This is a genomic window from Sphingomonas pokkalii (assembly GCF_003096275.1).
Lineage (GTDB): Bacteria > Pseudomonadota > Alphaproteobacteria > Sphingomonadales > Sphingomonadaceae > Sphingomonas > Sphingomonas pokkalii.
Genome location: NZ_QENQ01000001.1, coordinates 2,541,260 through 2,564,764 on the forward strand (window position 1 = coordinate 2,541,260; position 23,505 = coordinate 2,564,764).

Annotated in this window: 28 protein-coding genes; 7 read left to right on the forward strand and 21 right to left on the reverse strand. The window is 65.8% G+C overall.

The features are described 5' to 3' along the window. Nucleotides 1-48 precede the first annotated feature (48 nt). From DD559_RS11695 to DD559_RS11705, 3 genes are read left to right on the forward strand one after another with little or no spacing between them, the layout of a single operon-like run. Complete coding sequence (locus tag DD559_RS11695; RefSeq protein WP_116469330.1) at nt 49-396, forward strand: hypothetical protein; 348 nt, start codon at nt 49-51, stop codon at nt 394-396. 34 nt (nt 397-430) lie between these two features. Next, nucleotides 431-1,375: an isoaspartyl peptidase/L-asparaginase family protein gene (locus DD559_RS11700; protein WP_116469331.1), complete on the forward strand. Its 945-nt coding sequence runs from the start codon at nt 431-433 to the stop codon at nt 1,373-1,375. 39 nt (nt 1,376-1,414) lie between these two features. Next, nucleotides 1,415-2,260: a S1/P1 nuclease gene (locus DD559_RS11705; RefSeq protein ID WP_116469332.1), complete on the forward strand. Its 846-nt coding sequence runs from the start codon at nt 1,415-1,417 to the stop codon at nt 2,258-2,260. A 7-nt stretch (nt 2,261-2,267) separates the two neighbouring features. Here DD559_RS11705 and DD559_RS11710 read toward each other — a convergent pair whose 3' ends face one another. From DD559_RS11710 to DD559_RS11770, 13 genes are all read right to left on the reverse strand, one after another. Further along, nucleotides 2,268-2,510: a hypothetical protein gene (locus DD559_RS11710; RefSeq protein WP_133243817.1), complete on the reverse strand. Its 243-nt coding sequence runs from the start codon at nt 2,508-2,510 to the stop codon at nt 2,268-2,270. Continuing rightward, entirely contained in the window at nt 2,507-2,725 is a 219-nt protein-coding gene (locus DD559_RS11715; protein WP_116470872.1) for a type II toxin-antitoxin system antitoxin, read from the reverse strand. Before DD559_RS11715 ends, DD559_RS11710 begins: the two co-directional genes overlap by 4 nt. Before the next feature lie 9 nt (nt 2,726-2,734). After that, entirely contained in the window at nt 2,735-3,640 is a 906-nt protein-coding gene (locus DD559_RS11720; RefSeq protein ID WP_116469334.1) for an SPFH domain-containing protein, read from the reverse strand. Between the two features lie 187 nt (nt 3,641-3,827). Beyond that, nucleotides 3,828-4,340, reverse strand: coding sequence for a peptidoglycan-associated lipoprotein Pal (gene pal / locus DD559_RS11725; protein ID WP_116469335.1), 513 nt, complete (start codon nt 4,338-4,340; stop codon nt 3,828-3,830). A gap of 67 nt (nt 4,341-4,407) precedes the next feature. Then, entirely contained in the window at nt 4,408-5,796 is a 1,389-nt protein-coding gene (gene tolB, locus DD559_RS11730; protein ID WP_116469336.1) for a Tol-Pal system beta propeller repeat protein TolB, read from the reverse strand. 10 nt (nt 5,797-5,806) lie between these two features. Beyond that, the gene (tolA, locus tag DD559_RS11735; RefSeq protein WP_240610223.1) at nt 5,807-6,712 is read right to left on the reverse strand and encodes a cell envelope integrity protein TolA; all 906 of its coding nucleotides are present in this window, start codon (nt 6,710-6,712) and stop codon (nt 5,807-5,809) included. 1 nt (nt 6,713) lies between these two features. After that, complete coding sequence (gene tolR / locus DD559_RS11740; protein ID WP_116469337.1) at nt 6,714-7,154, reverse strand: protein TolR; 441 nt, start codon at nt 7,152-7,154, stop codon at nt 6,714-6,716. 4 nt (nt 7,155-7,158) lie between these two features. Then, nucleotides 7,159-7,845, reverse strand: a complete 687-nt coding sequence (gene tolQ / locus DD559_RS11745) for a protein TolQ (RefSeq protein ID WP_116469338.1) — start codon at nt 7,843-7,845, stop codon at nt 7,159-7,161. Between the two features lie 6 nt (nt 7,846-7,851). Continuing rightward, nucleotides 7,852-8,304, reverse strand: a complete 453-nt coding sequence (locus tag DD559_RS11750) for a YbgC/FadM family acyl-CoA thioesterase (RefSeq protein ID WP_116469339.1) — start codon at nt 8,302-8,304, stop codon at nt 7,852-7,854. 141 nt (nt 8,305-8,445) lie between these two features. Next, nucleotides 8,446-9,210: a 3'-5' exonuclease gene (locus DD559_RS11755; RefSeq protein ID WP_116469340.1), complete on the reverse strand. Its 765-nt coding sequence runs from the start codon at nt 9,208-9,210 to the stop codon at nt 8,446-8,448. Between the two features lie 88 nt (nt 9,211-9,298). Next, a complete protein-coding gene (gene pgmG / locus DD559_RS11760) occupies nt 9,299-10,687 on the reverse strand; it encodes a phosphoglucomutase/phosphomannomutase PgmG (protein WP_116469341.1) in 1,389 nt (462 codons plus the stop codon). A 137-nt stretch (nt 10,688-10,824) separates the two neighbouring features. Then, complete coding sequence (locus DD559_RS11765; RefSeq protein ID WP_116469342.1) at nt 10,825-11,088, reverse strand: J domain-containing protein; 264 nt, start codon at nt 11,086-11,088, stop codon at nt 10,825-10,827. Beyond that, nucleotides 11,088-11,891: a division plane positioning ATPase MipZ gene (locus DD559_RS11770; protein ID WP_116469343.1), complete on the reverse strand. Its 804-nt coding sequence runs from the start codon at nt 11,889-11,891 to the stop codon at nt 11,088-11,090. Before DD559_RS11770 ends, DD559_RS11765 begins: the two co-directional genes overlap by 1 nt. 71 nt (nt 11,892-11,962) lie before the next feature. On the opposite strand from DD559_RS11770, the gene panC reads away from it, so the two are divergent. Next, the gene (panC, locus tag DD559_RS11775) at nt 11,963-12,796 is read left to right on the forward strand and encodes a pantoate--beta-alanine ligase (RefSeq protein ID WP_116469344.1); all 834 of its coding nucleotides are present in this window, start codon (nt 11,963-11,965) and stop codon (nt 12,794-12,796) included. A gap of 85 nt (nt 12,797-12,881) precedes the next feature. Next, complete coding sequence (locus DD559_RS11780) at nt 12,882-13,178, forward strand: SEL1-like repeat protein (protein WP_116469345.1); 297 nt, start codon at nt 12,882-12,884, stop codon at nt 13,176-13,178. A 9-nt stretch (nt 13,179-13,187) separates the two neighbouring features. Here DD559_RS11780 and topA read toward each other — a convergent pair whose 3' ends face one another. From topA to plsY, 6 genes are all read right to left on the reverse strand, one after another. Beyond that, nucleotides 13,188-15,746 carry a type I DNA topoisomerase gene (topA, locus tag DD559_RS11785; RefSeq protein ID WP_116469346.1) on the reverse strand — a complete coding sequence of 853 codons (2,559 nt, stop codon included), beginning with the start codon at nt 15,744-15,746 and terminating at the stop codon, nt 13,188-13,190. A gap of 93 nt (nt 15,747-15,839) precedes the next feature. Then, the gene (gene yghU / locus DD559_RS11790; RefSeq protein WP_116469347.1) at nt 15,840-16,739 is read right to left on the reverse strand and encodes a glutathione-dependent disulfide-bond oxidoreductase; all 900 of its coding nucleotides are present in this window, start codon (nt 16,737-16,739) and stop codon (nt 15,840-15,842) included. Nucleotides 16,740-16,751: 12 nt separating this feature from the next. Further along, nucleotides 16,752-17,390: a hypothetical protein gene (locus DD559_RS11795; protein ID WP_133243818.1), complete on the reverse strand. Its 639-nt coding sequence runs from the start codon at nt 17,388-17,390 to the stop codon at nt 16,752-16,754. Between the two features lie 173 nt (nt 17,391-17,563). Then, complete coding sequence (locus tag DD559_RS11800; RefSeq protein WP_116469349.1) at nt 17,564-18,169, reverse strand: outer membrane protein; 606 nt, start codon at nt 18,167-18,169, stop codon at nt 17,564-17,566. Nucleotides 18,170-18,316: 147 nt separating this feature from the next. After that, complete coding sequence (dprA, locus tag DD559_RS11805) at nt 18,317-19,396, reverse strand: DNA-processing protein DprA (protein ID WP_116469350.1); 1,080 nt, start codon at nt 19,394-19,396, stop codon at nt 18,317-18,319. Next, nucleotides 19,389-19,994 (reverse strand): glycerol-3-phosphate 1-O-acyltransferase PlsY, encoded by a 606-nt coding sequence (plsY, locus tag DD559_RS11810; protein ID WP_165831079.1) that lies wholly within the window; start codon nt 19,992-19,994, stop codon nt 19,389-19,391. The genes dprA and plsY overlap by 8 nt, the downstream gene beginning before the upstream one ends. 166 nt (nt 19,995-20,160) lie before the next feature. Between plsY and murI the strand changes: the two genes are divergently transcribed. Further along, a complete protein-coding gene (gene murI, locus DD559_RS11815; protein ID WP_116469351.1) occupies nt 20,161-20,958 on the forward strand; it encodes a glutamate racemase in 798 nt (265 codons plus the stop codon). Nucleotides 20,959-21,199: 241 nt separating this feature from the next. Here the strand turns inward: murI and DD559_RS19830 are convergent, their stop codons facing one another. Beyond that, nucleotides 21,200-21,367, reverse strand: coding sequence for a hypothetical protein (locus tag DD559_RS19830; protein ID WP_165831080.1), 168 nt, complete (start codon nt 21,365-21,367; stop codon nt 21,200-21,202). 308 nt (nt 21,368-21,675) lie between these two features. Between DD559_RS19830 and hemA the strand changes: the two genes are divergently transcribed. Next, nucleotides 21,676-22,920, forward strand: a complete 1,245-nt coding sequence (gene hemA / locus DD559_RS11820; RefSeq protein WP_116469352.1) for a 5-aminolevulinate synthase — start codon at nt 21,676-21,678, stop codon at nt 22,918-22,920. A 6-nt stretch (nt 22,921-22,926) separates the two neighbouring features. Here hemA and DD559_RS11825 read toward each other — a convergent pair whose 3' ends face one another. Beyond that, entirely contained in the window at nt 22,927-23,490 is a 564-nt protein-coding gene (locus DD559_RS11825; RefSeq protein ID WP_116469353.1) for a Uma2 family endonuclease, read from the reverse strand. Between the last annotated feature and the right edge of the window lie 15 nt (nt 23,491-23,505).

Here is a 23,505-nt window from a genome sequence, read left to right on the forward strand (position 1 = left end):
CATATAGCCCCTGACTCCCCCGCCGCCTAGGGCAGACGCGCGAGGCCGATGCGGTTCCGGATACGCAGCTTCGCACGGGCAGCGTGCCTTACCTGCACGCCCGCTGCCCAAGCACAGGTCTATACCCGATCGTTCCGTGGCACGGTAACCACCGCCGAAATCTTCGACATCCCGATCAACGATCCGGATATTGTCCATGATTTCAAAGGACAAGCAATGTCGGGCTTGTTCCGCATCGATCTGGGCAACGGGTTTACCGACGCCCGTTACAGCGCCACGCTCTCGGCGGCGGAGCGGGGCCAGTGGCTGCTGCTGATCGGGGGGATGGGCCTGGGCGGCGCTGCGCTGCGCCTGCGCGGTCGTCGCGCCCCTGGCAGACCGGCGGCAATCTGCTAGGGGAGCGGCGCGAACCCCAGCCGGAGCCCTATCCATGTCGACCGCCGCCACGCCGCGATGGACCCTCGCCATTCACGGCGGCGCGGGCAGCATGGTGCGCGACACGCTCGCCCCCGAGCAGGTCAGCGGCGCCGAAGCCGGTCTGCACGCCGCCCTGGATGCGGGTTCCGCCATTCTCGCCGCCGGCGGATCGGCCGTCGAGGCGGTGCAGGCGGCGGTGCAGGTGCTGGAGGATGATCCGCATTTCAATGCCGGCCGCGGATCGGTGTTCACCTGGGAGGGCACGCACACGCTCGATGCGGCGATCATGGACGGCCGCGATCGTGCGGCCGGTGCGGTCGCCGGCGTCACCACCACGCGTCATCCGGTGGCGCTTGCCCGATCGGTACTGGCGGCCAGTCCGCACGTGCTCCTTGCCGGCGCGGGCGCCGATCAGTTCGCACGCGAACAGGGGCTGGAGCAGGTCGACAATGGCTGGTTCGGCACCGCCGAGCGGCGCCAGCAGCTGGCGTGGATGCAGGCCGATACCGCACGCGGCGGCTTTGACGTGGACATGAAATACGGCACGGTCGGCGCCGTCGCGATGGATATCCATGGCCATGTCGCCGCCGCGACCTCGACGGGAGGGCTCACCGGCAAGCGCTGGGGGCGGGTGGGCGATTCGCCGGTGATCGGTGCCGGCACCTATGCCGATGATCGCGCCTGCGCGGTTTCCGCGACGGGATCGGGCGAGTTCTTCATCCGCGAAGGGGTCGCCCATGAGATCTGCGCGCGGATGCGGTTCAAGGGCGAAACCGCCAAGCAGGCCGCCGATGTGGTGATGGCCGATGTGCAGGCGATGGGCGGCGTTGGTGGCGTTATCCTGGCGTCGCCCGATGGCGCGCTCGATTGGCACTTCACCACCCCCGGCATGTATCGCGGCAAGACCTCGGCCGGCGGCGAGAGGGTCGTCGCCATCTTCGGGGACGCGCATCGCTAACCGATTGATGCGGAAGTGGCGCAAGCCTAGGGCGGGCGCATGAGTCGCTTTCTGCTTCTGCTCGCCGCGCTGATCGGCATCGGCACCGCCAGCCCGGCTGCCGCCTATTGGGAATATGGCCACCAGACCGTCGCCGCGATCGCCTATCGCAACGTGACCCCACAGGTTCGTGCCCGGATCGACGCGCTGCTCGCACGCGCTACGCTCCTGGACACACCAACGTGCCCGGCGCGCACCATCGAGGAGGCGAGCGTCTGGGCCGATTGCATCAAGACGCTGGGGCCGCGATTCAGCTATGCCTATTCGTGGCATTATCAGAATATCGACATCTGCAAGCCATTCGACCTGAATCCCCCCTGCCGCGATGGCAACTGCGTCTCCGCACAGATCGAACGCGACATGAAACTGCTGAAGGACCGCAAGCTCCCGTTGCGCGAGCGGGTGCAGGCGCTGGCCTTTCTGATCCACTTCGTCGGGGATCTGCACCAACCGCTGCACGCGGGCGATCACAACGATCTCGGCGGCAACCAGGTCAAGACCAGCTATGGCATCTTCACCAGCAAAAGGCTGAACCTGCATTCGGTCTGGGACGGCTATCTGGCGGAACGCGCGATCTCGACCCCACCCTCGCCGGTGCGCCGATACAGCGCCGCCGACCGGGCATCGCTGTCAGCCGGCAGCATCGAGGAATGGAGCCGGGAAAATTGGGAAGTCGCGCGCGATTTCGCCTATCCGGCTGCCGTTGGCAGCGCCATGTGCACCGCACCGGCCCATCCCGGAAAGCTCAGCGAAGCGGCGATCGAAACGCTGGTGCCGGTGGCGCGCCAACAGGTGGTCCGCGGCGGACTGCGCCTGGCACGATTGCTCGACGAAGCCCTGGGCTGAGCCGCATTCACGTCTCCCGGCGCCACCCGCCATCGGTGTGCCAGAAACAGAACAGCCAGGCAAAAATCGTGACCGGCAGCAGCAGCCAGCCATGGGCCGCGCTGCCGTGCACGGCGCGATCGATCATCCAGCCGGCAAGCAGGCCATAGGCCAGCACAACCACCCACCCCTGCCAGGTCACCGGCGCGGAAACGATCCCGAGCATTCTGGGCCGAAACCAATAATGGGTGCGCAGCGGATCCTGCGTCATTCCTCGTCTCCCTGCACGGCCTTTGCCGGGCGCCCGCGCTTCGGCCGCACCGGATCCGCCAGCTTCACGCCCCGCCGGGCCAGCGCCTCGCGCAGCAGACATTCCACCTGCGCGTTCACGCTGCGCAGGTCGCTCGCCGCACTCCGCTCGATCGCCGCGTATAACGCGGGATCGACGCGGAGAGGAAACGCCTTTTTCTGGGGGGGAACGCTCACCACCTTGCCTTACTGATAGAGCGAGCCCGCATTCACCACCGGCTGGGTATCCCGCTCGCCGCACAACACGACCATCAGGTTCGACACCATGGCGGCGCGGCGTTCGTCATCCAGTTCCACGACATTCTTGGCCGATAGCTGGTCCAACGCCATTTCAACCATCCCCACCGCACCTTCGACCAGCGCCTTGCGCGCGGCGACCACCGCCTGCGCCTGCTGCCGCCGCAGCATCGCACCGGCGATTTCCTGGGCATAGGCGAGATGGGTGAAGCCGCATTCGTCGACGGTGATGCCCGCCACCGCCAGCCGCGCGATCAGTTCGGTACGCAGTTCGCCGCCGACCTGATCGTGATTGCCACGTAGCGTGATCTCCTGATGCTCGAAATCGTCATAGGGATAGCGCGAGCCGATGGTGCGCACCGCCGCCTCGATCTGGACATTCACGAATGCCTTGTAATCGTCCACATCGAACAGCGCCTGTGCCGTATCGGTCACCCGCCACACCACCTGCGCCGCCATCTCGATCGGGTTGCCGCGCAGATCATTCACCTTGATCTTGTCCGAGATCATGTTGTTGGCCCGGACGGAGATGGTCTTCTTGATAAGCCACGGCCAGGACCAGCGCAGGCCAGAGGAACGATCGGTACCGCGATAATCGCCGAACAGAAGGATCGCTGCCGCCTGGTTGGGCTGGAGCAGGTAGAATCCGCACAGCACGAACGCGATTGCGACGGAGGCCAGCACGAGCCACCCAATGAACACCCAATCCGGCACGCGATCGACCTGGGTAAAGGCGAGCCCGCCTGCGGCCAGCGCCGCCACGGCGACCAACAACATGCCATAGCCGCTGGCGGTCTGCGCAGCGGACTCACTGCTGTGCCGCAATGCAGGCGCCGCACTCCGTAGGTCCGTCATCTTTCCCTCCTGAATTGTGATATCACATTTATATCGCTCGGAGGCGGAGTGCAAGCGGATCTGGACTCATACGAGGCGCGGCTGCGCGCTTTCGTGTCCCGGCCGCATCGCGTCGAAATCATGGCGCACGAAAAAGGCCGCCGGAGCATTGTCCCGGCGGCCAAAATTCCGTCGGTACGACCGCCGGTCAGTTCAGAACGATGGTCACCGCGCGGCGGTTCTGCGCCCAAGCCGCCTCATCCGAACCCATCGCGATCGGGCGTTCCTTGCCATAGCTGATCGTGGAGATGCGATCAGCGGAGACCCCCTGCGCGGCGAGATAGTTCTTCGCGGCATTGGCACGGCGGTCGCCAAGCGCCAGATTGTACTCACGGGTGCCGCGCTCGTCGCAATGACCTTCCACGGTGATGCGGACGTTCGGGTGCGCCACGAGCCACTTCGCCTGGCTGTCGAGGATCGCGCGCGATTCCTGATCAACGTCGTACTGGTCCAGCGCAAAGTGGATCGTGTCGCTGGTCACGTCACGACGGAACTGCTCGGAGAGCGGCGTCGCCTGCGTGGTTTCGCCATTGCCATAGGGCTGGGCCGGCGCCGGGGTTTCCGTCGGCGCGGGCGGCAGTTCCTTCGGCGGCTTCTTCGAGCAGGCTGCGGTGGCGACGAGCGCCACGCCGAGCATCAGGCTGGGGACGAGCTTGGTCATGTTATCCTCCTTGTCACTGGCGGTCGCGCATGAAGCGCATTCGTTACGCTAAAGTTTCTACTTCGTATCAGGGACGCACGGCGCCCCAATTTGGATCCGAACCATCGAGCGGCGTCGGCACTTTTCGTGTCGCGCGGCCGGTGAGATCGACCGTCCACAGATCTGGACGGCCCGATCCCTGGGCCGATCGGAAGAAGATAATCACGCGGCCATTGGGCGCCCAGCTCGGCCCTTCGTCGCCCCAGCTGTTGGTAAGCAGTTGCTCGCCGCCGCCCGAGGGGTTCATCACGCCGATGCGGAACGCGCCGCCGCCCATGCGGGTGAAGGCGATCTGGTCGCCGCGCGGGCTCCAGGCCGGCGCGGCATAGCGCCCGCCGCCGAAGCTGATGCGGTGCTGGTTGGAGCCATCCGCATTCATCACATAGAGCTGCTGGCTGCCGCCGCGATCGCTTTCGAACACGATCTTCGAGCCATCGGGCGAATAGGACCCACCCGTGTCGATACCCGGCGAATTGGTCAGCCGCTCCGGCGTGCCGCCGCTGGCGGGTACGCGGTAGATATCGGTATTGCCGCCGATCGCCATCGAGAACAGCACCCAGCGCGCATCGGGCGACCAGTGCGGCGCGAAATTGAGCGCGACGTTGGAGACGAGCGTACGATCCTGACGCGAATTGAGATCGTAGACGTGGATCGACGGCCGATCCTTCTCGAAGCTCATATACAGGATCGCGTTGAGCTTGGGCGACAGGCGCGGCGTCAGCGTGATCGACTGGCCGTTGGTGAGGAAGCGGTGATTGGCGCCATCCTGGTCCATGATCGCCAGCTGCTTGCGGCGGCGATTCTTCGGACCGCTTTCGGCGATATAGACGACCTGGGTATCGAAATAGGGGCCTTCGCCGGTGAGGCGCGAATAGATCGCGTCGGCGCATTTATGGCCGGCGCGGCGCCAATCGGCAGGCGACACCACGAAGCCCTGGCGAATCAACTCCACCTTGGCGAGCACGTCGTAGAGGTAACAGCCGACGGTGAGCGAGCCATCCGCATTGGCGCGGACATAGCCCTGCACCAGCGACTGGGCGCCGGTGCCGCCCCAATAATCATAGGCGGGGGCGGTGACTTCCGGGAAAGCGACCGTGCGCAGCTGCGCCGGGGGCACCGGCGTGAACAGCCCCGAGCCGCGCAGATCGTTGGTGATCACGTCGGCAAGCTTCTGCCCCAACACGTCGGTCGAGCCGGCCGGGGTATCGACCACGGCAGCGGTGGGCATCGCAGGAATGGCGATCGGCATGGGTGCGGAAATACCGCCCACGATATCGATTACCGGCTGCTGATCCTGCGCCTGCGCCTGCGCGGCCGCCTGCGGGCTGTTGGCGATCGGCGGCGGCGGCGGCGTGATCTGCGCGTGGGCGGTGCCTGCCAGACACAGTGTCGCAAGGGCCAGTGTTCGGAATTTCATCGCTTCATCCTCATCCAGGCAGCTTGTAGCTGAAGGCCAGGCTCTTCCACCCACCCGGCACAGCATAGAGATTGGCGGGCAGCCCACGAATCGGCGTGCAGCCCTTGAAGGTGGCGACCGCAAGATCCTTCACCCGGTCCACATACCGTCCATTGCCGGCATCGTTCCCCTGCACGCCGGTAATGTCCGGATTACCCGCCAGCGAGCCATCGGGATTGAAATTCAGGCGCACCAGGATGCGGATCCGCTCGGCGCCAGGCCCCGGTGTGACCTGGCGGTTTGCGCAAGGCTGGATCTGTCGTGCGATCAGCCCGCGAAAGCTCGCGACCTCTTCGGCCGAAGCCTTGCTCGCAGGATTGTTCGTCGCGGTACTTTTGGTCTTGTTGTTCGACCGGCCGAAATCGAGCCCGTCGAGATTGCCGGTCGGCTTGACCGGGCGGCGCGCATTGCCCGTCGCCGCGCTTTGCGCGGGCGCGGTGCTGGATTTTTGCGGCTGCGGCTTGGCGGCAGGGGAAGGCTTGCTCGGCTTTTGCGGCTGCGGCTTCTCCGCCGGCTTCGGCTGCGGCTGCGGCGGGGCTGGCTTCGGTTGCGGCTGTGGCTGCGGGGCAGGCTTGGGCGGCGCCGGCTGCGGTTTGGGCAGCGGCTGCGGCTGCGGCGCCGGGGCAGGCGCGCTGTCCGGCTCCACCGGCGCTTCGACCGGCGACTTCTTCGCCGCCAGTTCTTCCTGGCTCACCACCGGCGCGGTGCTTTCCAGCCCGACCTTGTCGGCCAGCGAAATCTCGATCGGAATCGCCTTGGGCGGTTCCTGCGGCGGCGGCTTCAGAAAGCTGAGCGTCAGCGCCGCGAACACCGCGGCATGCGCCACAATGGAAATGCCGAGCCCGGTCCGCTCGCTACGGTCCATGGCGTCGCTCACGTCAGCGCGGGTCGCTCGGGTCGGTCAGCAAGGACACGCGATTGAGGCCGGCCTGGTTCAGCTCGCCCATCACCCGCATCACCTTGCCATAGCCAAGCGCGGTATCGCCGCGGAGATAGATGGCGGCCGGCTTGCCGTCCGCGCCCTTCTTGGCGGCAATCGCTGCCAGCTTCGCGGGCAGTTCAGCATCGCTCACCGCATCGGTGTCGATGAATACCTGGCCCTTGTCGTCGATCGAGATCTGGACCGGCTTCTGTTCCTGATCGAGCGCCTTGGCGCGACTCTCGGGCAGGTTCACCTGCACGCCGGCCGTGAGCAAGGGTGCGGTGACCATGAAGATGATCAGCAGCACCAGCATCACGTCGACCAGCGGCGTCACATTGATGTCCGCCATCGGCGCTCGGCGGCCACGGCCTTTGTTGGAAGGAAGGTGCATCCCCATGGGCTCAGCCCTCCATCTCCAGGCGACGGCTGAGCGTCGCGTGGAAACCGTCGGCAAACCGGTTCAACCGTGCTTCGACGCGGTTCACGACATGGCTGTAGCGATTGTACGCGATTACCGCCGGGATCGCCGCGAACAGGCCGATCGCCGTCGCGAACAGCGCTTCGGCGATGCCGGGGGCGACGACGGCGAGCGACGAACTCTGCGCGGCCGCGATCCCGGTGAAAGCGCGCATGATGCCCCATACGGTACCGAACAGCCCGACGAACGGCGCGACGGAACCAACCGTGGCGAGGAAGTTCAGCCGATCCGAAAGCCGGTCGATCTCGGTCGCGATCGTCGCACCCATCGCGGTCGCGAGACGTTCGCGCGTACCTTCGCGATCGATCGTCTTGCCCGCAGTGGAACGACGCCATTCGCTGACGCCTGCGGCGAACACGCGCGCGATCGGCTGGTCGCGCCCGGCGGCCCGCCGGTGGAACTCATCGAAGTCATCGGCCTCGCGATACTCGGTCTCGAACCGCTGCATCTCCTTGCGCAGGCCACCAACCTTCAGGCCGAAGCCGAAGATGATCGCCCAGGTCCACAGGCTGGCGAGCAGCAGGCCGACCATCACCAGCTTCACGACGATGTCGGCTTCGAGAAACAGATGGATCGGCGACAGGACGGCACCGGTTGAGACGGACGGCATGGACGCTTACTTCTCCTTCCACACAAGCGGTTCGAACGCGGCCAACCATTCGGCCGGCTGCCGCCGAGGACGACCGCTCGGGGCGACGAACGCCACCGCCACGGTTGCTTCCGCGACTAAAAGATCGTCCCGCATGACTCGTTGCTGAATATCGACGGCGGCGGCGCGCAATCTTTTGAGCCTGCTGATAACCACCAGCGCGTCGCCGAGTTTCGCCGGGGCGTGGTAGCGGATGTCGAGCCCGGCAACCGCATAGGCACCCCCGCCTGCCTCGAACACCGCGCGCTGATCGATGCCTGCGCATTCCAGCATGTCCGATCGGGCACGCTCCATGAAGCGCAGATAGTTGGCGTGATAGACCACGCCGGTAAGATCGGTATCCTCGAAATAGACGCGCAGCCCAAAGCGATGCTCGCGGCCGTCGATGCGGCCGGCAGGGGCTTGGGCACTGCTGGTCATGGATTGGCCTCCTAGCGGAGGCGCTGCCCTAGCGGAACCCCAAAGGGGTTAACCTTTGGTAGCTGGGTTGTTGGTCTCCCCCCGTCGCGCGCCGCTTCCTCTCAGGCACCGCCTCCGCCGAGCGGAGGGCGTAGCGCCTGGTCATAACAGCGATCTTTGCGCCGAGCTCCCCCGCCCCACCGGCGCGCCACCACGGCGACGGGCAAATTCCGTCTCCGCCGAAAAGCGCACATCCTCGTCGCGATCGGTAAGGAAGCCTTCCAGCGAATCCTCCGAAATCTCGCTCCACTCCTTGCCGCGATCGGGGCCGTAGCGGACCCGCGGCTCGAGCGCCGGCTCCTTCGACCAGGCGATGAGCTGCTCGACCGCGGTTTCGTTGAGCATGTCGCGCAGGTGGAAGGCCGTTACATAGGCGTCGGGAAAGGCGCGGTGCGCAGGCAGGCCCCGTTCATGCTCCAGCCCCTCCGGATTGCGCCAGTAGCGCAGGAACTGGTTCGAGAATCCCGGCGTATCCGGCCACAGCCGCAGCGCGCATTTATAGGTGCAGATCCAGTCGGCACCGCGGGTGAGCGCCGGCGTGCAAAACTGCGCCTCGAAGGTCGCCCGATGCGCAGCCAGCGCCACGCGCCGGGGCCAGGGATCGAGAATCGGGCGCGCGACATCGTGCCAATAGGGCGCTTCGGCCACATCCTCGTCGCGGATATGATGGATCGCCATCGTGAGGGGCGGAATGCCGCGCCCGGGATTGACCAGGCGGCTGCCGCCTTCGCCCTGCAATTCCCAGCGGCCATCAGGGCCAAGCGCCACGTCCTGCCAGCCGATCTCGCACACGGCATGGGTAGGCGGCTTGTCGCCGGTCGTTTCCAGATCAATGACACGAATGATCGAGGGGGGTGGCGATGCCATGCCCGCGATGTGGCGGCTTTCGGCACGAATTGCCAGCCGAAAGCGCCGGCTGCCCGCTCCCGAAAAGAAGCGCGCAGCCGGCGGGCGATCAGTGCGCTGCCTGTTCGCCGCGGACGATGCCGCTCTTGGCAAGCTGGTCGTCAATCTGTGCGACGAGCCGGTCCAGCCCTTCCTGGCTCTTTGCTTCCGCGCGGGCGACCAGCACGTCCTGCGTGTTGGACGCACGGAGCAGCCACCAGCCGTCGGCGGTATTGACGCGGGCGCCATCGGTGCGATCCACGTCCGCGCCGTCCGCTTCAAGCCGGGCCAGCACCTCTTCCACCGCCGGGAACTTGCGGCTCTCGTCCACCTGGAAGCGCATTTCCGGCGTATTGACCATCGCCGGCATCTCATCCTTCAGCTGGGTGAGCGACTTGCCGATGACGTGCACCGCCTGGATCAGCCGCACCGCGGCGTACTGGGCGTCGTCGAAGCCGTAATAATCCTGCGCGAAGAAGATATGGCCGCTCATTTCGCCTGCGAGCGGGGCACCGGTTTCCTTCATCTTGGTCTTGATGAGACTGTGGCCGGTCTTCCACATCACCGGCTTGCCGCCCAGTTCCGCGATCCGGTCATACAGGGCCTGGCTGGCCTTCACATCGGCGATGATCGTGGCGCCCGGATCGACGCGGAGCACCGGCTCGGCGAGGATCGAAAGGAGCTGATCGCCCCACACCACCCGGCCCTGGCCGTCGATCGCGCCCAGGCGATCGCCGTCGCCATCGAAAGCCAGTCCGAAATCGAGATTCTTCTCCGCGACGAGCTTCTTCAAATCGGCGAGGTTCTTTTCCTCGGTAGGATCAGGATGATGGTTGGGGAAGTTACCGTCCACATCGGTGAACAGCGTATGGTGCTCACCCGGCAGCAGCTTGACGAGCTTCTCGATCACCGGGCCGGCGGCGCCGTTGCCCGCGTCCCAGCCGATCTTGAACGAACCACCCGCATAGCCGGCGATGAGGCGGCTGACATACAGGTCCTCGATATCAGCGTCGGTGACGGTCTCGGTGCCGTCGCCTTCGTCCCAATCGCCTTCCGCCGCCATCTTGCCCAGCGTCTGGATGTCCTGGCCGAAGAACGAGCGGTGCTGGAACACCATCTTGAAGCCATTGTAGTTGCCGGGATTATGGCTGCCGGTAATCTGGATGCCGCCATCCACCTCCAGCGTAGCCTCGGCATAATATAGCATCGGGGTGGGGCCCATGCCGGTGCGCACCACGTCGCAGCCGGACTTGGTCAGGCCCTCGATCAGCGCTTCCTCGAGCATCGGCGAGGAGATGCGGCCGTCGCGGCCCACCGCCACCCGGCGGCCGCCGGCGCGGCGCAGCAGCGTCGCGAAGCCACGGCCGATCGCGCGGGCGTCGTCGGGACCCAGCGTCTTTCCGACGATGCCGCGGATATCATATTCGCGCAGCGACGTGGGGTCGAAACGATGCGTCATTCATGCCTCCGGGAAGAAAAGATGCGCGTCTCATCCGCGACTCGATAGGAAGTTGCAAGCCGGCCGAAACGCCAAAGGTTAATATTTTTGCACCGCAGCATAATTGCAGGCGAATTGTTACGGTACAAGGACCAGCCTCAGCCGTGCAGCAACGTATCGCGTGCCATATTGATCCGCCGCGTCAGTTCCTCGGAACCCCCACGATCGGGATGCACCGCCGAAACGAGCCGTCGATGGGCCGCGCGGATTTCGTCCGGCCCGGCATTCGCATCGACACCCAGGATCGCCCGTGCCTCTCCCTCCCCCAGGCGGAGTGGCGGCACCGGCGGCGCCTTCTTCTTCGGCTGCAACCAGCGCCACGCGAGGTAGAGCAGCAGCGCCGCGAGGAGAAGCTTCGCCATCAGGCGAACAAGGGCGCGGTGACGTCGGGCAAGGCCAGCCCGGCCATCATCTCGCGCAGTTCCTGCCGCGCGGCGACATGGCTGAGCCCCATTTCGCCGAATTCGCGCGAATCGAGCATCGTAAGCCCCTGTGGAAACAGCTCGCGATAGATCACACGCTCCGACAGGCCGGAGATGACCCGGAAGCCAACCCGCTTCGAAAGCTGGTCGATCGCCTCTGACACGCGACGCATGTTGCGCGCTTCGATATGCTGCATCCGGTTGCGCAACACCACCCAGTCGATCGTCTCGCCATCCGCCTTGGCGCGGCGCTTGCGCGATTCCCAGATCATTTCCGAATAGAAGCTGGGACGAGTGACCCGAAACGTATCCGGATCGACCTGGCCGATCAGATCGAAGTCGACGAAGCTGTCGTTCATCGGCGTCACCAGCGTATCGGCGTTGGTGACGGAGATGCGGGCGAACTTGTCGTCACGACCGGGCGTATCGATCACCAGAAAATCCGCGCCCTCGCCCAGCCGGTCGAGCGTGTCGGTGAAGAAGTCCATGCTCTCGCCGTCATGTGTCTCATAACGGGGCATGGGCAGTTCGCGTCCGGTGCGACGGATCGTCGCGCGGCGATTGTCGAGATAGCGCCCCATCGTCCGCTGACGGTGATCGAGATCGAAACAGGCCACCCGCGCGCCCTTCGCCGCCAGGGCGATCGCCGCGTGGACGGCGGTCGTCGATTTGCCGGTGCCGCCCTTCTCATTGGCAAATACCAGCACGTGCAGGCGTTTGGCTGGCTGATTCAAAGCAGGCATTCCTTCACTTGATCGCACTGCCTCCCCCCCATAGAAGGCCGCGCTCCCATCCATATCGAAAGTGCCAAAGCGTGCAAACCGTTCGCCAGATCGACGATCTTCGCAAGACGCTCGACGTCTTCCGCGGCGAAGGCGCCCGGCTGGCCTTCGTGCCTACCATGGGCGCGCTGCATGACGGGCACATGGCGCTGGTGGAAACTGCCAAGCGGGCGGGCACCCGCGTCATCGTGTCGATCTTCGTCAATCCGATCCAGTTCGGACCGAACGAGGATCTGGCCAAATATCCGCGCCGCGAGCAGGCCGATTCGCGGATGCTCGCCAATGCCGGCGTCGACCTGCTGTGGATGCCCAGCGCCGAGACAATGTACCCGGAAGGCTTTGCCACCGGCGTGCGCGTGTCGGGTGTGAGCGAACTTCTCGACGGGGCCCATCGGCCCGGCCATTTCGATGGCGTCGCCACCGTGGTGTCCAAGCTGTTCAACCAGATCCGGCCGGACGTGGCGGTGTTCGGCGAGAAGGATTGGCAGCAACTGCAGGTGATTCGCCGGATGGTGGCGGATCTGGACATGGGCATCGACATCCTCGGCGTGCCCACCCAGCGGGAGGATGACGGCCTCGCCCTCTCCTCGCGCAACGCCTATCTGATGCCGGAGGATCGCGTCCGGGCCATCGCCCTGCCCCGCGCCCTCGGCGCAGCCGCCAAGGTGATCACCGAGGGGGGAGACCGCGAGTCGGCCTTGGCGCAGGCGCGGGAGACCTTGACCGCTGCAGGATTCGAACTCGACTATGTCGCGCTGGCCGATGCAGAGTCGCTGGGCGCGCCGATCGAAGGAAATCCGATGCGGCTGCTCGCTGCGGCCCGAATCGGCGGCACCAGACTGATCGATAATATCCCCGTCCTATGAATTAATACGGTTAAGCCGCTTAACCTTTTGTTGTCCGTTCGGCCGCAAATCTTGTGCAACGAAGCGTTGAACAGGGATTAGCGAAATGGCCAACAGCCAGAAGACTGCACGCTTTCTGATCGAAAGCCGATTGCGCGATGCCGCTTATGGCAGCGCGGACGCCTGTTTCGACCTCGGGGTCGTCTATTCCAGCGGTGCCGAGGGCGTGGCCATCGACCTGGTCGAAGCGCATAAATGGTTCAATATCGCGGCGATGACCGGCAGTGCGGCGGCGCAAGCCTGTCGCGCCGAAATCGCGGAAGACATGACCGCCCGCGAGATCATCACCGCGCAGAAGGCGGCACGCGCCTGGCTGCGCGGCATCGAGCGCCGCGCAGCCTGATCACCGCCGTCAGCCTTCGGCCTTCTTCTTGGCCGGGGCTTTCTTGGCGGCAGGTTTCTTTGCCGCTGCCTTCTTCGCCGGGGCCTTCTTCGCCGGGGCCTTCTTCTTGCCCTTGGCAGGGCCTGCCGCCGCCTTGGCGTCGATCAACTGGGCGGCTTCCTCCAGCGTCAGCGCGTCCTTGTCGATCGTCTTGGGCAGCGTCGCGTTGGTCTCGCCGTCGGTGAGGTACGCGCCGTAGCGGCCTTCCATCAGCTTGATCTCGGCATCGGTACGCGGATGCTTGCCGAACACCTTGAGCGGCTCGCGCGCCGCACCGCGGGCCGGGCGCCCGCCGCCCGCCGCCGCTTCGGCCAGCTTGACCACCGCCGCGTTCATGCCGGTCTCGAACACCTCGGCGGTCGACTGGAGCCGCGCATATTTGCCGTCATGCGCCAGATAGGGGCCATAGCGGCCGATCGAGGCGGTGATCGGGTTGCCCGTCTCCGGGTGGTTGCCGATCGTGCGCGGCAGCTTCAGCAGCTTCAGCGCCCAATCGAGATCGAGATCGATATCCTTCGGGATCGAGGCGCGCGCCGCATCCTTGCCTTCGCCCAGCTGGATGTACGGCCCGAAGCGGCCGGACTTGCGCTCGACATTGAGGCCCGTCTCGGGGTCCTGGCCCAGCACCTCCGGGCCGGTGTCCTCACCGCCCTCGCCGCCCGGCTGGCCGAAGCGACGGGTATATTTGCACTCGGGATAGTTGGAGCAGGCCACGAACGCGCCGAACCGGCCGCCACGCAGCGCCAGCTTGCCGACCCCGCAATTCGGGCAAAGCCGCGGATCGCTGCCGTCCGCCTTGGCGGGGAACAGATAGGGCTCCAGGAACTGGTCGAGCGCCGCGGTGATGTCGGAGGGCTTCTGCTCCATCACCTCGGTGGTGCGCGGCTTGAAGTCGCGCCAAAAGGCTTCCAGCACCGCCTGCCACGCGGCACGGCCGCCGGAGACGTCGTCCAGCTCTTCCTCGAGGCCCGCAGTGAAGTCGAACGACACGTACTTCTCGAAGAAGCGCTCGAGGAACGCGGTCAGCAGGCGGCCGCTTTCCTCGGCGAAGAAGCGGTTCTTCTCCACCCGCACATAGGCGCGGTCCTTGAGCACCTGGATGATCGAGGCATAGGTCGAAGGCCGGCCGATACCCAGCTCTTCCAGCCGCTTGACCAGCGAGGCTTCGGAGAAGCGCGGCGGCGGCTGGGTGAAGTGCTGCTCGGCGTGGACTGCCTTCTTGGCGGGCGAAGCACCTTCGGACATGCGCGGCAGGCGGCGGGAATCTTCATCCCCCTCGTCGTCCTTGCCCTCTTCGTAGAGCGCGAGATAGCCGGGGAACAGCACCACCTGGCCGGTGGCGCGCAGGCCGTGCTGGCCGGTGCCGTCCGCCAAGTCGACGGTGGTGCGCTCCATCCGCGCCGAGGCCATCTGGCTGGCGAGCGCGCGCTTCCAGATCAGGTCGTAGAGGCGGGCATGGTCGCCCGATCCGGCGCGATCCTTGCTGAAATCGGTCGGGCGGATCGCCTCGTGCGCTTCCTGGGCGTTCTTCGCCTTGGTCTGGTACTGGCGCGGCTTGTCCGGCACGTACGACCCGTCATAGCGATCGGCGACCGCCTTGCGTGCCGCCTGGATCGCCGAGGGGTCCATCTGGACGCCGTCGGTACGCATATAGGTGATCGCGCCGTCCTCGTAGAGCGCCTGCGCGATCCGCATCGTGTGGCTGGCCGAGAAGCCGAGCTTGCGCGCCGCCTCCTGCTGCAGCGTCGAGGTGGTGAAGGGCGGCGGCGGGTTGCGCAGCGCGGGCTTGGTCTCGACCGCGACGACGGTGAAGCGCCCTTCCTCGACTGCCTTCTTGGCGGCCTCGGCGCTGCCCTGGTCGCCGATCGAGAGGCGGTCGAGCTTCTCGCCCTTCCACTTGACGAGGCGGGCCTGGAACGGCGTGCCGTCCGATTCCATCTCGGCGATGACCGACCAATATTCCTGCGCGACGAAGCTTTCGATCTCGCGCTCGCGCCCGACGATCAGCCGCAGCGCCACCGACTGGACGCGCCCCGCCGACTTGGCGCCGGGCAGCTTGCGCCACAGCACCGGCGAGAGGGTGAAGCCGACGAGATAATCGAGCGCACGGCGGGCGCGGTACGCGTCGATCAGGTCGGTATCCAGTTCGCGCGGATGCTGCATCGCGTGGAGGATCGCGGGCTTGGTGATCGCGTTGAAGGTGACGCGCTCGACCTCCTTGGGGAGCGCCTTCTTCAGCCGCAGCACTTCCTGCACGTGCCAGCTGATCGCCTCGCCCTCGCGATCAGGGTCGGTTGCGAGGATCAGTCGGTCGGCCTTCTTCGCCTCGTCGGCGATCGCCTTCAGCTGCTTCGACTTGTCGGCATAGGTCTCCCACTCCATCGCGAACGATTCGTCGGGGTTCACCGACCCGTCGCGCGCCGGCAGGTCGCGGACATGGCCGTAGCTGGCGAGGACCCGATAGTCCTTGCCCAGATACTTCTCGATGGTTTTCGCCTTGGCCGGCGACTCGACGATGACAAGCTGCATGAAGTGTTCGATCGATCCCTACGTGTACGCGTGCGAGGATGGGGAAGCCCGCCGCACCGCGTCAAGCGTATGCGGCGGTCGCCCGTTCCGGAGTCAGGCCGTAGCTCGGATCCGTTCCAGCACCATGTCGATATCCTTCGCGTCATGGCGTTCGGGCACCCGCTGGTCCTCCGGGCCCGTGCCGCGATTGACCAGCCGGCCGCGCTGTACCGGCACGCGCGCGGCGATCTCCGCGGCCCAGCGCAGCAGGTTCGGATATTCTTCCGTCCGCAGGAACACGTCCGCCCCCGCATAGATCTCGCCGCGCGCGACCGCGCCATACCAGGGGAAGATCGCCATGTCGGCGATGGTGTAGTCGTCGCCCACCAGGTAGCGGTTGCTCTCCAGATGCGTGTCGAGCACGTGGAGTTGGCGCTTGGTCTCCATCGCATAGCGGTCGATCGCATATTGGATCTTGATCGGGGCATAGGTGAAGAAATGGCCGAAGCCGCCGCCCAGGAACGGCGCCGATCCCATCTGCCACATCAGCCAGCTGAGCGTCTGCGCGCGCTTGACAGTGTCGGTCGGCAGAAAGGTGCCGAACTTCTCGGCAAGGTGAATCATCATCGCGCCGCTTTCGAAGATCGGCAGCGCGGGGCTCAGCGAATGATCGACCATCGCCGGAATCTTCGAATTCGGGTTGATCGCGACGAAGCCGCTACCGAACTGGTCGCCCTGGCCGATGTTGATCAGCCAGGCGTCATACTCGGCGCCCGCATGGCCGGCAGCGAGCAGTTCCTCCAGCAGGATCGTCACCTTCTGTCCGTTGGGCGTGCCGAGCGAATAGAGCTGGATCGGGTGGTTCCCGATCGGCAGTTCCTTCTCGTGCGTGGCCCCCGAGACCGGCCGGTTGATGTTGGCGAACTGGCCGCCATTGCCCGGCGCCCATTCCCACACCTGGGGCGGCACATAGCCGGCGGGAAGGTTGTTCGCGGGATCGGGGGCGTCGGCCATGCTCGTGTCTCCTCAGGCGGGGCTTGCGGGCGGCATGTAGGGTGCATCCGTCGCCGCGCCAGCCCCTGCCGCAGGGTCCGGTGGCGCGAGCAGCAGATGGGCCGCGACGGCGAGCACCCAGGAACCGACCATGCAGGTCGGAATCACGATGTCGGACGCCAGCACCGGCCACAGCGGGAGCGGCGCATCGAGCCCGAAAAAGGAAAGCACGCCCAGGCAAAGCAGCGCGGCGGGCGCGAAGATTGCCGCTACCGCAACCATTGCGGGGCCGATCCAAGGTCCCATGCGATGCCAACTGGTTCGGAGCGCGCCGCGCACGCCCAGCCCTTCTCCGATGACGAGCGGCAAGACCACCAGCCAGCGGGCGTAGAGATAGATGGCCGGCACGATCAAGAGCAGCGCACCGGCCATCAGGCACAGCACTGTCACGACTCCCTGCACGACATAGGTCGCCACTCGGCCGGGCTTGCCCCAGGCATGGTGCATGCCTTCGCGGCGCAGCAGCGCGCTGGTGAGGAGAAATTGGGCGAAAACGCTACCCAGCGAGGCAACGGAATCCAGCCGCGGATCCAGGCCGCCCGCGTCGATGGTCAGCCAGGGAATCGCCATGGTGAGCCACGCAGCCAGGCAGGACCATGGATATGCGCGCACCAGCCTCGCAGTTCGACGCAAGAAATACCCACCGTCCATCACGCTCCCCCTCGGCCCAGGGGATACGCATCGCAACCGCCACTGTCACGACCGATCGCGGGAAAGCACGCGGATACGACAAGGGCCGGGCGTAGCCTTCGCCACGCCCGGCCCTGCTATCGGCTGCGCTACGCTTACTTGAAGCGCAGGCCGACGCCGGCCATCACGCGCTGGCGCGACGTGTTGTCATTGTACTGCGAGTAGACATACTGGACATTGGCATAGACCGGCATGCGGGTCTGCTCGCCGGTCAGCGAATATTCGACGCCGCCGCCGACCTGGTAGCCGCTGGTGTTGAAGTGGTCGTAATAGCCGCCGGTCGGCGTATCGAGCCGCTTGCGCTGCTCGTTGTTCACATAGCCGCCCTTGGCGAAGATCAGCAGCTGCGGGGTGGCGAGCACGCCAGCGCGCACCGCCGCGCCATATTCCTCGAACGACTTGTGGCACACGGTGCCGCCGTTCACGCCCGAGCAGTTCTCGTTCCAGTCGTTGGCGCGCCAGTAGCTGCCCTCGGCACCGATCACGATCCGCTCGCCGATCTGGCCGTCGAAGCCGACGGTGCCGCCATAGCCGAACTTGTCGTTGTGCACGCCCTGCGACTGGAAGCGGTCGCCGCCGACATTGGCTTCGAGGCGGATGCCGCGGAAGCTGGTGCCGTTGCTGCTGGTGGTGTCCTGGGCATTCGCGGCGGTTGCCGAAAGGCCGATTGCCGCGACGGCGACGAGAAACATTGAACGCATACGGATACATCCCTTGAGATTGGAAAGGCTTTGTCACCCCCCAAACCCTCCAGTCCGCAAAGGTTTCCACATTGCGAAAGAACGTCCGACAGCGTTGCAATTCTGCAACAACCTGCAGATTGCGCCGATCGTAACGCCGGGAAAGGGTCAGCGAAGCGAAACCCGGCCGCCCGCGTGGCGATCGAGACGCCCGGCAAGCTCCAGTTCCAGCAGCACGGTCTGCACGATCGCTGGGGACGATCCGGCTTGACGGATCAGTTCATCGACCGCGACCGGTACAGGGCCCAGCAGCGCAACCACGCGGACACGATCGGCATCGCTTGCGTCTTCCGGGGGAGCGCCGACAAAGCGGGCGCCGGGCGCGCGCACCGCACGCGGATCGATCGGGCGGATCGCCTCCCAGATATCGTCCACCGACTGGACGAGTGTGGCGCCTTCGCGAATCAAGAGGTTGCAACCCTGCGCCCGCGGATCGAGCGGTGAGCCGGGCACCGCCATCACCTCGCGGCCAGCCTCGGCAGCGATCCTGGCGGTGATCAGGCTCCCCGAGCGCGGCGCCGCTTCGACCACGACCGTACCCAGCGACAGTCCGGCGATGATGCGGTTGCGTGCAGGGAAGAAGCGCGCAAGCGGCTGGGTGCCCGGCGGCTGTTCGGTCACGAGGAACCCCTGCTCGCCGACGCGCGCCTGCAACTCGGCATTCTCCGGCGGGAAGACGATATCGATCCCGCTCGCGATCACCCCGATCGTCCCGCCCGAAAGCGCGCCCTGGTGCGCCGCCGTATCGATACCGCGTGCCAGCCCGGACACGATCGTCGCACCGCGCTCGACAAGGCCGATCGCAAGCTGGCGGGCGAAACGGCAGGCGGCAGCCGATGCATTGCGCGCGCCCACCATCGCCACGCAGGGGCGTTCCAGCAACCGGGCGTCACCGCGAACGATCAACGCCGGCGGCGCGCTCTCCAGCGCCGCCAGCAGCGACGGATAGGCGGGATCATCGAGGAACAGATACCGGGCGCCAAGCCGCTCGACGGCAGCGATTTCCCGCGCAACGGCAGCGAGATCGGCGATCACCGGCGCCCTGCCCCCACCGCGCGCCGCCAGCATCGGCAATGCTTCCAGTGCGGCTTCGGCAGTTCCGAAACGCGCGATCAGCTGCCCATAGGTGACGGGGCCGATATTGGCGGAGCGCAACAGCCGCAGCCGTGGCTCCCGCCGGTCAGCCACGCTTGCTGCCAACCCTGGGCTCGGCTCCGCTGAGCAGCCTGTCGATATTGTCGCGATGCTTCCAAAGAACGATCAGCGCCAATGCAAGGAGCAGGAGCACCAGATCGATCCGCCCGAAAAAGGCCGCGCTTACCGGCGCGCTAATCGCCGCGGACATGCCCGCGACCGACGAGATTCGCACCACCGCCAGCAACCCGAGCCAAACCACGGCGTAAACGAGTCCGGATGGCCAATAGAGCGCCAGGACGACGCCCATCAGCGTGGCCACGCCCTTGCCGCCACGGAACTTCAACCACACCGGGTAACAATGACCGAGAAAGACGGCAGCCGCGGCAAGCGCCGTCATGCCGGGCAGCAACGCATCTGCCAGCCATATGGCAGCCGCGCCCTTGCCCAGATCCAGCAGCAATGTCGCCGCAGCCAGGCCCTTGCGGCCCGTACGCAGCACGTTGGTAGCGCCGATATTGCCGGATCCGATGGTACGCAGATCGCCGGCGCCGGCCGCCCGCGTCAGCAGCACGCCGAACGGGATCGATCCGAGCAGATAGCCCAGCAACAGCGCCCCTACCGGGGCCAGCCATGGAATTTCGGTAGGCAAATCTTCCCCCCTTCAGCCAGGGCGGAGTAGCCGTTTCCGGGGCAAGGGTGCAATGATCTGCATCAGCGTGCAGCCAAGCCCCCCGCCAACGCACGCTCCGAGTCGCCTGATCCAAGGCGCCAGCCCCGTTGACGGACCGGCGGCCCCTCGGCCATGGCGGCAGGCGATGTCCGATCGTCGCCCCCTGCTGTTTTTCGATTCCGGCGTGGGCGGCCTTTCGGTGCTTGCGCCCACCACCGCGCTGCTGCCCCGCGCGCCGCTTGTCTATGTCGCGGATTCGGGCGGCTTTCCCTATGGCACCAAGAGCGAGACCGAGATTGCAGCGCGGGTGCCCGCGCTGCTCGGTCGCCTGGCCGAACGCTATGATCCCCGGCTGATCGTGATCGCGTGCAACACCGCCTCCACCATCGCCCTCCAGCACGTGCGCGCGGCGCTGGACCTGCCGATCGTCGGCACCGTACCCGCGATCAAACCCGCGGCGGCGGCAAGTCGCACCCGCACGATCGGCGTACTCGGTACGGCGGCAACGGTCCGCCAGCCCTATGTCGACGATCTCGCCGCCCGGTTTGCGCAGGATTGTACGGTGCTGCGGCACGGATCGGGCCGCCTTGTCGCGCTTGCCGAAGCCAAGCTTGCGGGCGAGACCGTGCCACTGGATGCCGTTTCGCACGAACTGGACGGCCTGTTCCATCAGCCCGGCGGCGAGCGGATCGACGTGATCGTGAACGCCTGCACGCATTTCCCGCTGCTCGAAGCCGAGATGCGCGCCGTGGCGCCCGCGGGGGTTGCGTTTGTCGATGGCGGTCCCGGTATCGCCCGGCGTGTCGCGCATTTGACACAAGGCCAATCCTGGCCGGAACACCTCCCGCCCGGCCATGCCGTCTTCACATCCCACGACCCGGCGCATCGCCGGCTCGCCCCTACGCTTGCCACCTATGGGTTGAGTCGACTCGAAACGCTGTAAGCGTTGATTGGCGGAATCGACGGGAACAGGAAGAGGCGGGCGGGCCGATCCAATCCCATGCCCCGGCGCGGCGCGCTCAGAGACCGTTTGGGAATTCGGCGGCGGAGGGCTGGCGAGGGATTTTTTGTCGCGCGCAAGAAGCCAACCGCAGGCGATGCCGGAGGCATCGGCGAGGATTGGCGACGCTGCGGCGGCGAAAAAGACCCGCCAGGCCGACCCGATCGAATTTCCAAACGGTCTCTCAGACGCTGCGTTCGCCCGCAGCCATGGGTTCGGATGTGCGGGCCTTCGCCGTATAGCGCGCCGCCAATTCCTCATGCACGCGACGAGCCGGTCCCTGCACACATCGCGCAGCAAGCTCGCGTTCCTTTCGCGCGCGGGCCGAAAAATACTCGCTGTCGATCGTCATCGTCAGGGCCCCTGTCCATGGTTACAAGCCGCGCAGAATGTTCGGCGGCGTCCATTCACACCAGCCGCAGTACGGGAAAGTTGGAGCATAGCATGTTTGACTTCCCATATCGCCCCAAATGCACTTAAACTCGATTAGAGTAAGCGAGCTTTTCGTCGACGGAAAAACTGGAAATCCACGGCGCCCTGTGCACATTCCAGGGGCGCCATTCCTTCCGCGGCGACAAGCAAGCGCTTGCCGGAGAGGACGGGCAATACGGGGCTTCCCGTGCTGGAATTGCCGGAAAAGAGGGCGTAGAGGAAAGAACCATGCAGCGCCAAGACGCCCACGCACCCGCGATTGACTATACGCGAGTCTTCACCCAGGCCATCGACCGTCTCCATGCCGAGGGGCGCTACCGGGTCTTCATCGACATCCTGCGCAACAAGGGCATGTTCCCCAATGCGCGCTGCTTCGCCGGGCATAACGGGCCGAAGCCGATCACGGTGTGGTGCTCGAACGACTATCTGGCGATGGGGCAGCACCCCAAGGTGATCGCGGCGATGGAAGAGGCGCTGCACGATGTCGGCGCCGGCTCCGGCGGCACCCGCAATATCGGCGGCAACACCCATTACCACATCGATCTCGAACGCGAGCTGGCCGATCTCCACGGCAAGGAAAATGCGCTGCTCTTCACCTCGGGCTATGTCTCGAACGAAGCGACGTTGTCGACGCTCGCCAAGGTGATGCCGGGCTGCATCATCTATTCGGACGAACTGAATCACGCCTCGATGATCGCCGGCATCCGAAATTCGGGCTGCGAGAAGCGGGTGTGGCGCCATAACGATCTCGCCCATCTCGAGGAACTGCTGGCGGCCGACGATCCCTCGGTGCCGAAACTGATCGCGTTCGAGAGCGTCTATTCGATGGACGCCGATATCGCGCCGATCGCGGAAATCTGCGACCTGGCCGACAAGTATAACGCGCTGACCTATCTCGACGAGGTCCATGCGGTGGGCATGTACGGCCCGCGCGGCGGCGGCATCTCGGACCGCGAGGGGCTGGCCCACCGGCTGACGATCATCGAGGGCACGCTGGGCAAGGCGTTCGGCGTGATGGGCGGCTATATCGCCGCCGACCAGGTGATCATCGACGTGATCCGCAGCTATGCGCCGGGCTTCATCTTCACCACCTCGCTGTCGCCGGTGCTGGTCGCCGGAGCGCTGGCGAGCGTGCGGCATCTCAAGGGCTCGTCCGTCGAGCGCGAAGGCCAGCAGGCCGCCGCCGCGACGCTCAAGCAGCTGATGAACGACGCCGGGCTGCCGGTGCTCCCTTCCACCACGCACATCGTGCCGCTGATGGTCGGTGATCCGGTCAAGGCCAAGAAGATCAGCGACGTGCTGCTCGCCGAATATGGCGTGTACGTGCAGCCGATCAACTACCCCACCGTGCCGCGCGGCACCGAACGGCTGCGCTTCACTCCCGGCCCCGCGCATGACGAAGCGATGATGCGCGAACTGGTGGACGCGCTGGTCGAGATCTGGGGCCGGCTGGAGCTCAGGCTGGCCGCGTAAGCGCCGTCAGTCGAGGGTAACGGGGACGTCGGACCAAGGTACCGGCACGGGATCGCCAAAGCGCGCAACCTGGCGGTCAGCATAGCCGCCATCGGGCTTGGGCGACGTCATGACATGCACCACCCGCGCCGCAGCGTCGACAACCCAGTAATTGGGGACGGCGGCCCTGCCATAATCCGCGAACTTTTCGCCCAGGTCGCGGGCCAGTGTGGTGTCGGCGATCTCAACCGCCAGCAGGATGTCCGCACCATCGGGCACCTCGTCTTGCGGCAATGTGTCCGGATAAATGGCAATGTCGGCTGCCCGCACCGTGAGATCGTCGATCCGTATCGCAAGATCGGTGGCGATCGCGAGCGGCTGCCCATTGATCGTCGCGTGCAACCGCAAGACAAGCGTGGCGTTCCGCTCGCCATGCCCTGGCAGTGCCGGCATCATCTTTACGAGCGCTCCCCCCACCAGCTCGGCACGCATGTCCGCAAACGCACCCAGCTTCAGCATTCGCTCAAAATCGGCGGCCGTGAAGGCAACGCGCGGCTCCTGAAGCTCCGCCAGTCGGAAGGGGTGGTTCATGATGTAAGAGATATC

What these genes read in the sequence shown, in the direction of transcription:
- DD559_RS11705 (WP_116469332.1), top strand. Translation starts at nt 1,415, where the DNA reads ATGAGTCGCTTTCTGCTTCTGCTCGCCGCGCTGATCGGCATCGGCACC.
- yghU (WP_116469347.1), bottom strand. Translation starts at nt 16,739, where the DNA reads ATGGCCGACGCCCCCGATCCCGCGAACAACCTTCCCGCCGGCTATGTG.
- DD559_RS11765 (WP_116469342.1), bottom strand. Translation starts at nt 11,088, where the DNA reads ATGGCGAAGCTTCTCCTCGCGGCGCTGCTGCTCTACCTCGCGTGGCGC.
- pal (WP_116469335.1), bottom strand. Translation starts at nt 4,340, where the DNA reads ATGACCAAGCTCGTCCCCAGCCTGATGCTCGGCGTGGCGCTCGTCGCC.
- DD559_RS11755 (WP_116469340.1), bottom strand. Translation starts at nt 9,210, where the DNA reads ATGGCATCGCCACCCCCCTCGATCATTCGTGTCATTGATCTGGAAACG.
- tolB (WP_116469336.1), bottom strand. Translation starts at nt 5,796, where the DNA reads ATGAAATTCCGAACACTGGCCCTTGCGACACTGTGTCTGGCAGGCACC.
- murI (WP_116469351.1), top strand. Translation starts at nt 20,161, where the DNA reads ATGTCCGATCGTCGCCCCCTGCTGTTTTTCGATTCCGGCGTGGGCGGC.
- DD559_RS11750 (WP_116469339.1), bottom strand. Translation starts at nt 8,304, where the DNA reads ATGACCAGCAGTGCCCAAGCCCCTGCCGGCCGCATCGACGGCCGCGAG.
- DD559_RS11825 (WP_116469353.1), bottom strand. Translation starts at nt 23,490, where the DNA reads ATGAACCACCCCTTCCGACTGGCGGAGCTTCAGGAGCCGCGCGTTGCC.
- DD559_RS11695 (WP_116469330.1), top strand. Translation starts at nt 49, where the DNA reads ATGCGGTTCCGGATACGCAGCTTCGCACGGGCAGCGTGCCTTACCTGC.
- DD559_RS11780 (WP_116469345.1), top strand. Translation starts at nt 12,882, where the DNA reads ATGGCCAACAGCCAGAAGACTGCACGCTTTCTGATCGAAAGCCGATTG.
- hemA (WP_116469352.1), top strand. Translation starts at nt 21,676, where the DNA reads ATGCAGCGCCAAGACGCCCACGCACCCGCGATTGACTATACGCGAGTC.
- DD559_RS11700 (WP_116469331.1), top strand. Translation starts at nt 431, where the DNA reads ATGTCGACCGCCGCCACGCCGCGATGGACCCTCGCCATTCACGGCGGC.
- tolR (WP_116469337.1), bottom strand. Translation starts at nt 7,154, where the DNA reads ATGGGGATGCACCTTCCTTCCAACAAAGGCCGTGGCCGCCGAGCGCCG.
- topA (WP_116469346.1), bottom strand. Translation starts at nt 15,746, where the DNA reads ATGCAGCTTGTCATCGTCGAGTCGCCGGCCAAGGCGAAAACCATCGAG.
- DD559_RS11800 (WP_116469349.1), bottom strand. Translation starts at nt 18,169, where the DNA reads ATGCGTTCAATGTTTCTCGTCGCCGTCGCGGCAATCGGCCTTTCGGCA.
- DD559_RS11710 (WP_133243817.1), bottom strand. Translation starts at nt 2,510, where the DNA reads ATGACGCAGGATCCGCTGCGCACCCATTATTGGTTTCGGCCCAGAATG.
- pgmG (WP_116469341.1), bottom strand. Translation starts at nt 10,687, where the DNA reads ATGACGCATCGTTTCGACCCCACGTCGCTGCGCGAATATGATATCCGC.
- DD559_RS11720 (WP_116469334.1), bottom strand. Translation starts at nt 3,640, where the DNA reads ATGACGGACCTACGGAGTGCGGCGCCTGCATTGCGGCACAGCAGTGAG.
- tolQ (WP_116469338.1), bottom strand. Translation starts at nt 7,845, where the DNA reads ATGCCGTCCGTCTCAACCGGTGCCGTCCTGTCGCCGATCCATCTGTTT.
- DD559_RS19830 (WP_165831080.1), bottom strand. Translation starts at nt 21,367, where the DNA reads ATGACGATCGACAGCGAGTATTTTTCGGCCCGCGCGCGAAAGGAACGC.
- DD559_RS11770 (WP_116469343.1), bottom strand. Translation starts at nt 11,891, where the DNA reads ATGCCTGCTTTGAATCAGCCAGCCAAACGCCTGCACGTGCTGGTATTT.